Annotated in this window: 11 protein-coding genes; 4 read left to right on the top strand and 7 right to left on the bottom strand. The window is 46.1% G+C overall.

All coding sequences use genetic code 11. The features are described from left to right. Nucleotides 1-1,027: RecQ family ATP-dependent DNA helicase (locus B3V56_RS05515; RefSeq protein WP_289284038.1), on the bottom strand; the 1,027-nt coding region annotated here is incomplete at its 3' end. 176 nt (nt 1,028-1,203) lie between these two features. On the opposite strand from B3V56_RS05515, the gene B3V56_RS05510 reads away from it, so the two are divergent. Then, a complete protein-coding gene (locus B3V56_RS05510) occupies nt 1,204-1,551 on the top strand; it encodes a cupin domain-containing protein (protein WP_286305740.1) in 348 nt (115 codons plus the stop codon). A 99-nt stretch (nt 1,552-1,650) separates the two neighbouring features. Here B3V56_RS05510 and dinB read toward each other — a convergent pair whose 3' ends face one another. Continuing rightward, on the bottom strand, nt 1,651-2,739 hold the full coding sequence (dinB, locus tag B3V56_RS05505; RefSeq protein WP_289283088.1) for a DNA polymerase IV: 1,089 nt from the start codon (nt 2,737-2,739) through the stop codon (nt 1,651-1,653). Nucleotides 2,740-2,948: 209 nt separating this feature from the next. Here dinB and B3V56_RS05500 point away from each other — a divergent pair, with 209 nt between their 5' ends. Both B3V56_RS05500 and B3V56_RS05495 read left to right on the top strand, forming a co-directional pair. Continuing rightward, a complete protein-coding gene (locus tag B3V56_RS05500; RefSeq protein WP_414673358.1) occupies nt 2,949-4,448 on the top strand; it encodes an AmpG family muropeptide MFS transporter in 1,500 nt (499 codons plus the stop codon). Nucleotides 4,449-4,453: 5 nt separating this feature from the next. After that, the gene (locus B3V56_RS05495) at nt 4,454-5,041 is read left to right on the top strand and encodes a hypothetical protein (RefSeq protein WP_414673357.1); all 588 of its coding nucleotides are present in this window, start codon (nt 4,454-4,456) and stop codon (nt 5,039-5,041) included. A gap of 3 nt (nt 5,042-5,044) precedes the next feature. Here the strand turns inward: B3V56_RS05495 and ppnN are convergent, their stop codons facing one another. Together ppnN and B3V56_RS05485 are read right to left on the bottom strand one after the other, a co-directional pair. After that, the gene (ppnN, locus tag B3V56_RS05490; RefSeq protein WP_289283091.1) at nt 5,045-6,403 is read right to left on the bottom strand and encodes a nucleotide 5'-monophosphate nucleosidase PpnN; all 1,359 of its coding nucleotides are present in this window, start codon (nt 6,401-6,403) and stop codon (nt 5,045-5,047) included. An 88-nt stretch (nt 6,404-6,491) separates the two neighbouring features. After that, nucleotides 6,492-9,170 carry a bifunctional acetate--CoA ligase family protein/GNAT family N-acetyltransferase gene (locus tag B3V56_RS05485; protein WP_289284036.1) on the bottom strand — a complete coding sequence of 893 codons (2,679 nt, stop codon included), beginning with the start codon at nt 9,168-9,170 and terminating at the stop codon, nt 6,492-6,494. Nucleotides 9,171-9,238: 68 nt separating this feature from the next. On the opposite strand from B3V56_RS05485, the gene B3V56_RS05480 reads away from it, so the two are divergent. Then, nucleotides 9,239-10,156, top strand: a complete 918-nt coding sequence (locus B3V56_RS05480; protein ID WP_286305733.1) for a histone deacetylase family protein — start codon at nt 9,239-9,241, stop codon at nt 10,154-10,156. Between the two features lie 66 nt (nt 10,157-10,222). On the opposite strand, the gene B3V56_RS05475 is transcribed toward B3V56_RS05480, so the two are convergent. The 3 genes from B3V56_RS05475 to B3V56_RS05465 form a co-directional block, all read right to left on the bottom strand. Further along, nucleotides 10,223-10,738, bottom strand: a complete 516-nt coding sequence (locus B3V56_RS05475; RefSeq protein ID WP_289283094.1) for a single-stranded DNA-binding protein — start codon at nt 10,736-10,738, stop codon at nt 10,223-10,225. A 245-nt stretch (nt 10,739-10,983) separates the two neighbouring features. Then, nucleotides 10,984-11,733: an IclR family transcriptional regulator gene (locus B3V56_RS05470; RefSeq protein ID WP_289284035.1), complete on the bottom strand. Its 750-nt coding sequence runs from the start codon at nt 11,731-11,733 to the stop codon at nt 10,984-10,986. Between the two features lie 16 nt (nt 11,734-11,749). Continuing rightward, nucleotides 11,750-13,135: an MFS transporter gene (locus B3V56_RS05465; protein ID WP_289283096.1), complete on the bottom strand. Its 1,386-nt coding sequence runs from the start codon at nt 13,133-13,135 to the stop codon at nt 11,750-11,752. Nucleotides 13,136-13,194 lie beyond the last annotated feature (59 nt).

Genomic DNA, 13,194 nt, shown 5'->3' with positions numbered 1-13,194 from the left:
TGATCACGTCCTGCTGGCCATAGGCCATCCAGGCATGGGCCGGTAAACCATCGCGACCCGCGCGGCCGGTTTCCTGATAATAAGCTTCAATATTTTTCGGCAAATTCAGGTGAGCGACAAATCGCACATCGGGTTTATCAATACCCATACCAAAGGCGATGGTGGCGACAATGATCACACCTTCTTCGCGTAAAAAGCGCTGTTGATGTTTAGCCCTGATGTCATTAGATAGGCCGGCATGATAAGGCAGGGCAACCCGACCTTGTTCCTGAAGCCACTCGGCAATGGCTTCTACTTTTTTGCGAGACAGGCAATAAACAATACCGGCATCGTTGGCGTGATGTTCCTCGATAAACTGCCAAAGCTGTTGTTTGGCTTGAGTCGCTTCAGTAATCGCATAAAAAATATTGGGCCTGTCAAAACTATTCAGATAAACATTGGCTTGCTGCAGATTGAGCTGTTCAATGATTTCCTGACGCGTACGTTTATCGGCTGTAGCTGTGAGGGCGACACGCGGCACATTAGGAAATAGCTCATGAAGCAAACGAAGCTGTTGGTATTCAGGGCGAAAGTCATGTCCCCATTGCGACACACAATGCGCTTCGTCTATCGCAAACAAAGCAATACTGACACGACTCAACAAAGATAGTGTGCGTTCGTTTAATAAACGCTCTGGGGCGATATACAGCACATCAATCAGTCCAGCTTCAAGTTCTTGCTCGACTGTACGGGCTTCATTTGCTGAAAGACTGGAGTTCAGAAAAGCGGCTTTTACACCTAATTCGTTTAACGCCACCACCTGATCCTGCATCAGGGCAATTAACGGTGACACCACAATGCCAGTGCCTTTTCTGATAAGTGCCGGAATCTGATAACAAAGCGATTTACCACCGCCGGTTGGCATTAATACCAGAGCATCACCACCATGGATAAGGTGATCAACGATATCCTGTTGATTATGTCGAAAGGAATCGTAGCCAAAGATGTTCTGTAGCACGTCCAGTGCGGATTGTCCTTCAGTATACATAGATAAATCAGTGATTAAAGCAAAGGGGCATTATGGCAAATATGGCTTCACTCTGATATCGAATATGAACAGCAAATTCGGTTTATTACAGAAATACAGGCAGAATATAGCATCTTCAACTTTCAGCTCATGCCAAACATGGCAGGTTTTAAGCAAATTTATATCTAGGAATCTAAATGAACAACATTACCGTGGACAGCAATCCCAGCGAAGCACAATTAAAACAGATGGGCGTCGAGCATTGGCCCACTTGGGAAAAAGAAGTCTCTGTATTCCCTTGGTCATTTGTCACCACTGAAGTGGCATACATTGTGGAAGGGGAGTGTGTAATGACGCCCAATGATGGTGGACCTGCAACCACATTTAAAGCCGGGGATTTAGTGGTCTTTCCCAACGGTTACAAAGGCACATGGGAAGTGAAAAAAGCACTAAAGAAACGCTTTAAACATAGAGATGGCAACTTTGTGAAATGTGCGTTTAGCCGTTATAAAATCCTGAAAAATCGTATTAAATCGGCTTTTTAGGAAATACTGCTTGGCATAAAAAAGGAGGGAGGAGCTCAATGTCGTCATTAAGTTCACATTGGGGTTCCCCCTTCAATCCAACTCTAGGGTGCGTGGTTTTTAAAACTGATCATGCAGTTCAAAGTCCAGCTGTGGTTGAACAGTTTCTGTAGAAGGCAAATCAAACCCACTCATACTTAATCCGACCAGTCTTACTGGTTTATGACCCGCCTCTGTTTTCTCCAGTAACAACGGAATAATCTTTTTTAAGTCAGTCAGTTTAATGATGTGCTCGGCGCTGTGTGCCCGGGTGACTTGTTGAAAGTCAGCATATTTCACTTTAACGGTGACGGTACGTGCTTTCAGTTGTTGTTTATCCAAACTCTCAAAGACGCGTTCAGCCAAATCGAGCAGTTTGGCGGTTAACTCAGGAATCGAGTGAATATCTTCTGCAAAGGTGGTTTCTTTACCGAGTGATTTACGGATACGTTGGCTACGAACCGGGCGGTCGTCGATGGCTCGGGCGATGTTGAAGTAATACTGACCCGCCTTGCCGAAACGCTCAGTCAGTTCGCTTAATGATTTCTCACGCAGGTCCTTGCCGGTATGAATGCCGAGGTTGTGCATTTTGGTTTCTGTGGCAGGACCAACGCCATGAAATTTACCGACAGGAAGATCGGCGACAAAGGCTTCGCCTTGTTCAGGTCTGATGACATAAAGCCCGTTGGGTTTATCCATATCAGAGGCAATTTTGGCGAGGAATTTATTGTAGGAAACACCAGCAGAGGCTGTGAGTCTAGTTTCCAGCAAAATCTCACGTTTAATGGCCTGGGCAATCAATGTCGCTGAACCATTGAAAGCTTCTGTGTAGGTGACATCCAAATAGGCTTCATCGAGAGATAAAGGCTCAACTTCACTGGCATAGCGCCAGAAAATATCACGGATTTGGTTGGAAACTTCACGGTAGGCATCAAAGCGGGGCGGTACAAACAGCGCTTGGGGGCATAAGCGATAGGCGCGCGAACAGGGCATGGCCGAGTGAATGCCATATTTTCTGGCTTCATAACTACAGGCTGCGACCACGCCACGGCTGTTAGGCTGGCCACCGACAATCAATGGTTTGCCTTTGTATTCCGGGTAATCACGCTGTTCCACCGAAGCAAAAAAAGCATCCATATCAACGTGAATTATTTTGCGTTGCTTAGCCATGAGGTATCAAGAATATCAGAAGTGTGTTCTCATTATTTTCTCATTATCGTTGACTGCATGATGATCAGCAATGTTTTCTGGCTATCTGCATCTCAAGCAACAAAAGTGGAACCAGATATACTTCAATGTTACTTTAGCTGATTCAACGCGATCTGAGACCGATTTTGATAGCACGACTACGTTCATGGCATGAGAGTTTACAGGCATTTATGCACCCACGGGTGCTCACAATGCTTGTGTTTGGCATCATGGCAGGTCTGCCGTTATTACTGATTTTTTCCACATTAAGCCTATGGCTTGGCGAAGTCGGTATCGCAAAAAGTGAAATCACTTATTTCAGCTGGGCAGCGCTGGGTTACTCATTCAAATTCGTCTGGGCACCGCTGGTGGATGTGATGCCCTTACCGATATTAACCCGTTTGCTCGGTCGTCGTCGTGCCTGGCTATTATTATCCCAATGCATGGTGATGGGCTCCATTATTTTTATGGCAATGGTGGATCCAGCCCAAGATTCTTTAGTTTGGATGGGGGTAGCAGCCGTGTGTCTGGGCTTTTCCTCGGCTACCCAGGATATTGTGACTGATGCCTACCGTATTGAATCTGCCAATGCTGAACTGCAAGCGATGATGTCGGCCAGTTACATTGCTGGTTATCGAATTGGCATGTTAGTGGCAGGTGGTGGCGCCTTATTCTTGGCTAGTTATTTTGGCACCAGCATGGAGCAATATAACTTTGAGGCTTGGCAAATAACCTACTGGAGCATGGCCAGTTTATTTTTGTTTGGCATTGTGACCACCTTGATCATTGATGAGCCCAAGCAACAACAGGAATCAGCTTTAATCAACCGTCGTCATCATGTGCGATTTTTTATAACCTTTTTGCTGGCGGTGAGCGCCTTTATCTGTAGCTTTGCACTGACAGCAGACTTAACGGAGCAGGCGAAACAAAAGCTGGGTATGTTTCTCAGTAACCCTCAGTTGGTGTCAGTGATTATCGAATTGATCCGGCTGGTATTTGCCGGTTTTGCTGCAGCGTTAGTTGCGATGCTGATGACACAAATAAAGTTTATCGATAAACAAAGTGTGACTCACAGTTATGTTGCACCTATTCAGGACTTCTTTACCCGTTATGGCTGGTCTTTAGCTTGGTTATTATTGGCTCTAGTGGGCTTGTATCGGATTTCAGATATTGTGCTTGGGGTGGTGGCAAATCCACTTTATCAAAGCCTGGGGTTTACCAAAACTGAAATCGCCACTGTCGTGAAAACCTTTGGCGTGTTTATGACCATCTTCGGTGCTTTCTACGGTGGTATATTGGTTTTGCGTTATGGCGTGATGCCGATATTGATGCTGGGCGCGGTGTTATCTGCTATTACCAATCTGCTATTTATGCTGCTGGTGCAAAGCGGTCACGATATCACCATGCTCTATGTGGTGATTACCGCTGATAATTTATCGGGTGGCCTGGCGAATGCCGCCTTTATTGCTTTTTTATCCAGTTTGACCAATATCTCTTTTACCGCTGTACAGTATGCGATTTTTAGCTCATTGATGACCTTAATCCCCAAAGTGTTGGGCGGTTATTCAGGCTCTATGGTGGAATCCATCGGTTTTGAAAGCTTTTTCTTGATGACGGCCCTGATGGGGCTACCGGTCTTATTGCTGATTATGCTTGCTGGCAAACGCTTTAATCTCACTACTCCCCAATGACGCTAGTGAAATGGCTTTTGTTGATTGTGCTTGTCGTTGTTACTGTAAAACAATGTCAGCATAAAGAAGAAGTCAGTTTAGGGCCGGGTGTTAAAGTGGCTCAGGCGCCAGTGCAATCACAGCTCAGTCAAGCGATGCCGTTTAAGTTTGAAGGGTATCAAATCACACCACTGGCACACTTTTCACTACAAGCGAAAGTGTTGGGGCGTGAAGATTATCGTTTAGACAGAGAAAGTGACTTATCCCCGACCGACTTAGCATTAGGCTGGCAGAAAATGTCAGATGAGAGCGTTTTGGCGAAGATTGAAATCACTCAGACCAGGCGATGGTATTACTGGCAAGTGGAGCAGTTCCCGATACCACGACGTGATATTGAAACCCAAAGTGCCAATATGCATATGATCCCTGCTGATGGTCAGGTTGCCAAGGCCTTAAAGAAAGTAAAAACAGGACAGATCATTGCATTGGAAGGCCAGTTAATTCAAGCTAGAGCCACCGATGGCTGGTCATGGAAAAGCTCCATGACCAGAGATGATACCGGCGCTCACGCCTGTGAAGTCGTCTATGTGACATCCCTTACTATTATCGAGTAAACGCTACCCCACCAATTTATAACAAGGTTGGTAAACTCCTTCGCCCTGGCCTAGTTTCATTCGTTGTTGTTTAACGAAAATATGGAGGAGATTATCAATCGCACGCATGATGCTGGGATCGCCTTTAAGCAAATAGGGCCCATGTTTCGCCACTTCTTTAATACCAAAACTTTTCACATTGCCGGCTACAATACCTGAAAATGCTGAACGAATTTGGCTGGCAAGCAGGTGCTTAGGCAGTGATGGATCTAAATTTAATGCGGCCATATTTTCATGAGTGGGAATAAATGGCTGCTGCAGCATTGGGTCAATATGTAACTGCCAGTTGTAGTAATACGCTTCTTCCGTTTCTCTACGATTATCATGGACTTCAGCTATGGCCTGTTTGACTTTGTAGCCGACGGTCTCTGGCTCACCAATAACAATCTCATATAATTGGCTAATGTCTTCACCCAGACATTGTTTGAGGAAGGCATCCAATGTGTCGAAATAGTCCCGGCATGATTCGGGCCCGGCAAAGATTAATGGGATACCGTATTTATTTTCCGGATGAAGCAGAATACTGAGTAAATAGAAGATTTCTTCCACCGTGCCAACGCCGCCGGGAAAGACCACGATAACGTGACCCAGACGTACAAAGGCTTCCAGTCGCTTTTCAATATCCGGCATGATAACCAGTTCATTGACGATGGCATTGGGTGATTCAGAAGCAATGATGCCTGGTTCGCTAATGCCAATATAACGACCATGAGTGATTTGCTGTTTGGCATGACCAACGGCAGCGCCCTTCATGGGACCTTTCATGGCGCCAATTCCGCAACCGGTGATGATATCCAGTCCTCTCAAGCCGAATTCATAACCGACATGTTTGGCATAGTCATACTCTTCGCGGGGAATAGAGTGACCGCCCCAACAGACCACCAGATTAGGCGAGACATTCGGTCTGACCATATTGGCATTACGCAAGATACGGAACACTTTATCGGTGATTTTCGCCGAGCTATTGGTTTCTTCTGCCAGAATTTTAAAGTCAGTGTAGACAATATCGCGTAATACCGACGATAAATGCTCCTGAATACCGCGAATCAGCGTGCCATCAACAAATGATTGGGCTGGCGCATTAAAGATTTCCAGCATCACGCCACGGGGTTGTGACTTCAGGCGAATATCAAAGTCTGCATAGAGCTGCTGAATTTCTTCGGCATCATCTTCATGGCTGTCGGTGTTGAGAATCGCCAGAGCACATTCTCTGAATAGTCGGTGCAGCTCAGCGCTGGGAGAGCTGAGTTTGATGATTTCTTCCTGTGATAACAGGTTAAGACTTCGAATCGGACGAACAGTGGTATAAGGGATTTTTTTCATTCACACGCCTTCTTTGGTGGTTACTATTTGATGCTCCCACTCTTGTTACTAACAATCAATGGTTTTCAGATAATTTTTGCTCGCAGCTCTACAAATGCATGGAAGCCAGTCTTATCGATGGCTCTTCCAGACTCGCCGTCACGGTAAACCCTAAGCTTTCGACCAGTCGTTGCATGGGTTGATTACTGGTGAGAATTTCACCTTCCATCAGGCTGAACCCTTGCTGACGGGCACTGGAAATCAAGGCCTGCATCAGTCGTGTGCCAATACCTTTATGTTGCCATTCATCAGCGACAACCAAAGCAAACTCACAGCTGTTACCATCCGGGTTCATACTGTAACGGGCGACACCGACTTCAATTTCTTCATTGTTTTCCATGGTCACTGCCATTAAAGCCAATTCGCGGCTGTAATCAAGCTGTGTAAAACGTATCAACATATCTTGCGACAATTCGTTGAGTTCTTGCATAAAGCGGAAGTAGCGAGATTCTGTAGACAGTTTTCGGAAAAAGACCTGCTCAATCAGCGCATCTTCAGGGCGAATAGGACGGATAATAATATCCGTGCCATCGGCTAACTGTTCCTGTCTGGTCAAATGTGTTGGATATGGATGAATGGCCATATGATCATAGCGGTGAATGGTCTTCACATGATGTGCGACGACGATTCTGACATCTAAGGCGAGCACCCCGCGTTCATCGACGACCAGTGGGTTGATGTCCAGTGATTCAATTTCTGGTAATTCACAAACCATCTCAGACACCCGTAACAACACTTGTATTAAGGCGTCACGATTCACGGCAGGCATATCGCGGAACTCGCCGAGCATAGCGGCAATTTTGGTTTGGTTAATCAGCTTGTCTGCCAGGAACGTGTTTAAAGGTGGCAGAGCAATAGCGGTATCTTGCAAGACTTCGACTTTGACACCACCGGCCCCAAATACAATCGTGGTACCAAATACTGGGTCACGGTTAACACCGACCAGACATTCTCTACCGAAGGGATCGGTATACATTGGTTCGATACTAACGCTGAATGCCTTCATATCCGGGACTTTCTTACGAACCGCTTCCTGTAATTCTTTGTAAACCAATCTAACGGCGGCTGCATTATTAATATTTAAACGAACACCGCCTACATCGGTTTTATGCTGGATATGACGATCATTGATTTTCATCGCCACCGGATAACCAAAACTCTCTGCCGCGACCAGCGCTTCATTGGCGCTGTGGCACTGAATGCTCAAACTGACCGGGATATCAAAAGCATGTAACAAGGCTCTCGACTCAGCTGTGGTTAATGTTTGCCTATTTTCAGCCAGTACACTCTCGATAATCAGTCGCGCACCCTCAATATCCGGTTCGCTGTGTGATGATAATGGGCCTGGTACCTGCATTAATAATTGCTGGTTTTCATAAAAGCGCGCGAGGCAGGCAAAGGCTTCCACTGAGGATTCCGGATCAGAAAAACAGGGCACATGATGACGGGCAAATAAACGATCCGCACTGGCAATAAGCTGTTGACCCATCCAGCAAGCCAGAACGGGTTTTGAGCTTGTCTGGTGTGCATCAATAACGGCTTGTGCGCAGGCATCAGGATCGGTCATGGCTTGTGGAGACAGCATCACTAATACCCCATCAATGCCTTCATCCTGCAAACAGGCATTTACGGCAGCTTTATAGCGTTCTGGTGAGGCATCGCCAAGCACATCAATCGGATTACTGCGCGACCAGTGATGAGGTAATACTTTATCCAGGTTGGTAATTGTCGCTTCCGACAGGTTGGCTAACTCAATGCCTAAATCAATCGCTCTGTCGGTGGCCATCACCCCAAGGCCTCCGCCATTGGTGACGATCGCCAAACGCCGGCCATGCACCCGACATTGAGTGGCTAACAACTCAGCGGCGGCAAAAAGCTGCTGAATGGTATCGGCTCTGACCACACCGGCTCGTTGAATTGCGGCATTAAATACATCATCACCACCCATCATCGCACCAGTATGCGTTAAAGCCGCCTGTGAGCCGGCTTGATGGCGGCCTGCTTTGATTACAACCACCGGTTTCATGCGTGAAGCAATACGTAGCCCGCTCATAAAACGGCGGGCATCACGAATACCTTCGACATACAGCAGAATACTCTGGGTTTTGTGATCCTGAGCTAGAAAGTCGAGCAGATCACCAAAATCAATATCAGCGGCATTACCCAATGAAATAATGGCAGAAAAACCGACCTCATTGGCGGCCGCCCAGTCCAGAATCGCCGTACATAAAGCGCCTGATTGTGAAATTAAAGCTAGTTGGCCAGGCGCTGCAGTATTCTTGCTAAAGGTGGCATTCATGCCAATATTGGGGCGGATAAGGCCAAGACAATTAGGTCCGAGAATTCGGATATTGTATTGCTGGGCTGCTTTAACGACATCGTGTTCGAGCTTGAGACCTTGCCCCTGACCTTCACTGAAACCCGCTGAAATAATGATGGCCGATTTCACTCCGGCATGACCACATTGATGCATGATGGCTTCTATGGTGCTGGCGGGGGTAGCGATAACAGCCAAGTCCACAGCTTCATTAATGGCCTCGATATTCGGGTAGCAAATATGATCATCAATACGATCATATTTAGGGTTCACGGCATAGACGGGTCCGTTAAAGTCAGTATTAATCAGGTTGTCAAACACCCGTCTGCCAACCGCATCTGTGGTCTGACTGGCGCCAAATACAGCAATTGAGCGAGGTGAAAACAGACGGTCTAAAAAATGTGTGGTCATATCACTGGTCCAGTTTCCTGATACGATTAGCTTACAAAAACTTTATTACGATTGTTTAAGGTGTCGTTATGACTATCGCGTTTATCTCTCATGCTGACTGTGCACTGCACGAAACGACATCATATCACCCGGATACGGCAGAAAGGCTTGCCGCCATTCATGATCGCCTAATTGCCAGCGGCCTGGAAATGATTATGCATTTTTATGACGCGCCGATGGTCTCTGTAGAGCAATTATGCCGTGTCCATGATGCTGATTATGTCAGTGAGATCTTTCAGAAGTTGCAAGACAATGAACGTGTTTGGTTGGATGCCGATACCTTGATGGTATCCGCGTCATTAACAGCCGCACAGCGTGGAGCCGGTGCTGTTGTAAAAGCAGTCGATTTAGTGATGAGCCAAGATGCAAATAGCGCCTTTTGTTGTGTCAGGCCGCCCGGTCATCATGCCGAACATAATAAGGCGATGGGGTTTTGTATCTTTAACAATGTTGCTGTCGGTGTGGCTCATGCAATAGCTCAATATGGTCTGAAGCGAGTAGCTATTATCGACTTTGATGCACACCATGGTAATGGCACAGAAGATATTTTCCGAGGCAATGAACAAGTCCTTTTATGCAGTAGTTTTCAACATCCGTTTTACCCAGATACTGGCGTGCCCGGCAAGCATGACAACATGATTAATATTGGCCTAGCTGCCGGGACCAGCGGTGAACAGTTTCGTCAGTTGGTTGAGCAGCAATGGTTACCGGAGCTGGAAACATTTCAGCCCGAATTGATTTTTATTTCTGCCGGATTTGATGGGCACCGGGAAGATGATATGTCAGATCTGGACTTAGTGGAAGAGGACTTTGCCTGGGTGACCCGTGAAGTGAAAAAAATAGCCGATAACTATGCTCAAGGTCGGATAGTGTCAACACTTGAAGGCGGTTATGTCATGTCAGCATTAGGACGCAGTGTGGCTAGTCATATTGATGCTTTGTTATAAATTTTCTGATCTGAAAACACAAAAAAGCCCTGAAAACAGGGCTTTTTTTAATTGGCTCAGACAAGTCTAGAACGGAATATCATCGTCGTAATAGTCGTCACCACCGCTACCATAATCAGGACCAGCAGAGGATGAGGCCGGTTGTGGTGCGTTATAGCCGCCAGATTGTTGTTGAGGACGTTGGTCAAACGAAGTATCACCGCCACCGGCATTGTAGTTACTGCCACCACCTTGATTACCGCCACCGCCGCCACGGCTATCCAGCATCGTCATTTCGTTACCCACGATTTCTGTGGTGTATTGATCTTGCCCCTGCTGGTTCTGCCATTTGCGGGTCTGGATACGACCTTCAATATAGACTTGAGAGCCTTTGTGCAGGTACTGTTGAGCAATTTCACCCAGCTTATTACGTAATACTACACGGTGCCATTCAGTGCGCTCCTGACGCTCACCGGTTTGTCTGTCTTTCCAACTTTCTGAAGTGGCAATACGTAAATTACAAATTGAACCACCATTAGGGAAGGCGCGACTCTCAGGCTCTGCGCCGAGTCGTCCGACCAGAATGACCTTGTTTACTGACATGGCTTGTTCCTTGGTTTAATGGGGACTGTCAAATCTATGCCGATGTTGCTGAACATCGGTCAAGTGACCGTCTCGGTGTAAAAAAACAGTTAAAAGCATTTCTACCGTCAACCACACTATGGTGGGTAGAAAAAGGATTGCTAATGAGCAGGGATAATATCATCTCAATCGCTCATGCCCAATACAAAATAGAATGCTGATGACTTGGTTGTCGTATTGCGAGCAACTGTACTGAGCACAGAAATTTAAGGCTTAATACTTTCTTCCACTTCCGCTTTACACGCAAGCAATGCTGAAGTGACCTTAGACATATTTCTATTAAAACGAATCGTCGGTAGGGAAACGGCAATAGAATAATGATCGGTCATCTCTGCATTAATTGCCACACCGACAGCACAAATGCCCTCTGCGTGTTCTTCAATATCGACAGCCCAGCCATTTTTGCGAATGAGGTCTAGATCCTGAAAAAGAGTGTCATAAGATATATGACTCGCCTCTGTTTGTTGTATCCACTTATCGTCAATAATCGCTTTAACTTCGTCATTACTTAAAGAAGCAAGAACGGCTTTGCCATGAGCTGAAGTGTATACAGAAAAAGCTTTTCCAAGCGGTGAGGCTACCCGGAGCTCTTGCTGACTGATAATGTGATCAACAGACAGCGAATGCTGACCTCTGAAAATGCACAGTTCAACCGTTTCTCCGGTTTTATTAGCCAATGTATTTAAGTGTGTTCTTACGACACTGATAATCTCAGCATGCGCTACTCGTGTCAGTTGTGATAATGCTGGACCTAGATAAATATGATTATGAGAGTGGATAATAAATGCCTCTCTCTCAAGAGACGATAGTAGCGGCTCAACTGTTGATCGTGGCAGCTCAGTCCGGCGTATTAACTCATCCATACTTAGCCCAGCAGGGTGATGTTGTAAAGCTGTAAGAATAGCTGCAGTGTTAGAAATAACCTGACCCTGATTGTCTCTTGACTTGTCGATCATTATTTCTCAATGTTCCTTAATGCTGGGAAGCAAATGACTCTAGTTCATCCATGTTAATTTCATCTGGTGAGTATTTGACATAAGCCACCTGTTCTTCAGGCACCACTACTGCTTCTTTGATACCTGCAATAGCTCTTAACTCCTGAATGAATTGAGCAGAATTCTGCATGGATGTGTCATTCAGATGAATAATCTTACTGCTGTAATGTTTAGGTGCTTGCATTGGGAAAACAAGTAATAACCAGATAACCACCAAGACAACACTGGCAACAAAGATACCCTCGAGTCCAAACGAGCCATATAGTGTTCCACCCATAGCACCGCCAATGAAGGCACCGATGAATTGAGCGCTGGAATACACACCCATCGCCGTGCCTTTGTTTTCCAATGGGCTAAGTTTTGACATCATCGATGGCAGACTGGCTTCAAGAATATTGAATGCGGTAAAGAATAACCACAGACAAATCAGTATAGTGGTTAACGAGTGAGCAAAAAACGCCCAACCTAATTCTGCCAAACCAATCACCGCGATAGCACTGATGAAAACAGATTTCATTTTACGTTTTTTCTCAGCGATGATGATGAATGGCACCATGGTGACAAAAGCTAAAAGTAATACCGGTAAATACGCCATGGCGTGTTGGCTTTTGTCTAAGCCCGCTACATCCTGTAAGACGTGAGGCAATGCGAAAAAGCTGGTGGTGAGGAGCAGATGCAACAGCATAATGCTGAGCACTAATCGCATGATTTGTTTATTGCCAAACACTTTGCCAAACTGCTTTGGCACGGGGCCCAGATCAGTGTGCGTCACCAGTCGTTTGGGAGAGGGAACCCATAGATGCAGAATGCCAATACCAAGTAATGCCAGCAGCCCGGTGGCCCAGAAAATACCTGACAAACCAATCCAGTGTTCAAGAATAGCGCCTGTGGCCAATGCAACAGAAAATGACAGACCAATACTTATACCAATACTTGCCATGGCTTTTGTACGCTGTTCATCTCGGGTGAGATCGGCGGTGAGAGCCATAATGGCAGCAGCGATGGCACCACTCCCTTGTAACATACGACCGACGATAACCATTTCAATCGATTGTGCGGTCGCCGCAATCACACTACCCGCAGCAAATAATAGTAAGCCAATAGTGATAACGCGCTTACGACCGATTTTGTCGGATAACATCCCAAATGGGATTTGTAAGAGCGCTTGCGTCAATCCGTATGCGCCAATAGCAATGCCGATAAGCATTGGCGTGCTGCCCGTGTATTGATGCGCCGATATCGAAAAAACCGGCAAAATCATGAATAAGCCCAGCATTCTCAAGGCAAATATCAACGAAAGCCCTGAAATACTCCGCTTTTCCAGCGAGGTCAATGAGTTTGTTGTAGTTTGTTTTTGCGTCATGGTAGTCGGACAGAGTATATTGATCCGTTTGATTTTACTACGGAATCCTGATGAAAAAT

This window comes from Methylophaga sp. UBA2513, from assembly GCF_002341285.1.
GTDB lineage: Bacteria > Pseudomonadota > Gammaproteobacteria > Nitrosococcales > Methylophagaceae > Methylophaga > Methylophaga marina.
The sequence above is the reverse complement of the archived record's forward strand: the minus strand, read 5'-3'. Positions and strand labels throughout refer to the sequence as shown.

Excerpts from the sequence above, each read along its gene's own strand:
- B3V56_RS05510 (WP_286305740.1), top strand. The coding sequence starts at position 1,204 with ATGAACAACATTACCGTGGACAGCAATCCCAGCGAAGCACAATTAAAA.
- dinB (WP_289283088.1), bottom strand. The coding sequence starts at position 2,739 with ATGGCTAAGCAACGCAAAATAATTCACGTTGATATGGATGCTTTTTTT.
- B3V56_RS05500 (WP_414673358.1), top strand. The coding sequence starts at position 2,949 with ATGCACCCACGGGTGCTCACAATGCTTGTGTTTGGCATCATGGCAGGT.
- ppnN (WP_289283091.1), bottom strand. The coding sequence starts at position 6,403 with ATGAAAAAAATCCCTTATACCACTGTTCGTCCGATTCGAAGTCTTAAC.
- B3V56_RS05485 (WP_289284036.1), bottom strand. The coding sequence starts at position 9,170 with ATGACCACACATTTTTTAGACCGTCTGTTTTCACCTCGCTCAATTGCT.
- B3V56_RS05480 (WP_286305733.1), top strand. The coding sequence starts at position 9,239 with ATGACTATCGCGTTTATCTCTCATGCTGACTGTGCACTGCACGAAACG.
- B3V56_RS05475 (WP_289283094.1), bottom strand. The coding sequence starts at position 10,738 with ATGTCAGTAAACAAGGTCATTCTGGTCGGACGACTCGGCGCAGAGCCT.
- B3V56_RS05470 (WP_289284035.1), bottom strand. The coding sequence starts at position 11,733 with ATGATCGACAAGTCAAGAGACAATCAGGGTCAGGTTATTTCTAACACT.
- B3V56_RS05465 (WP_289283096.1), bottom strand. The coding sequence starts at position 13,135 with ATGACGCAAAAACAAACTACAACAAACTCATTGACCTCGCTGGAAAAG.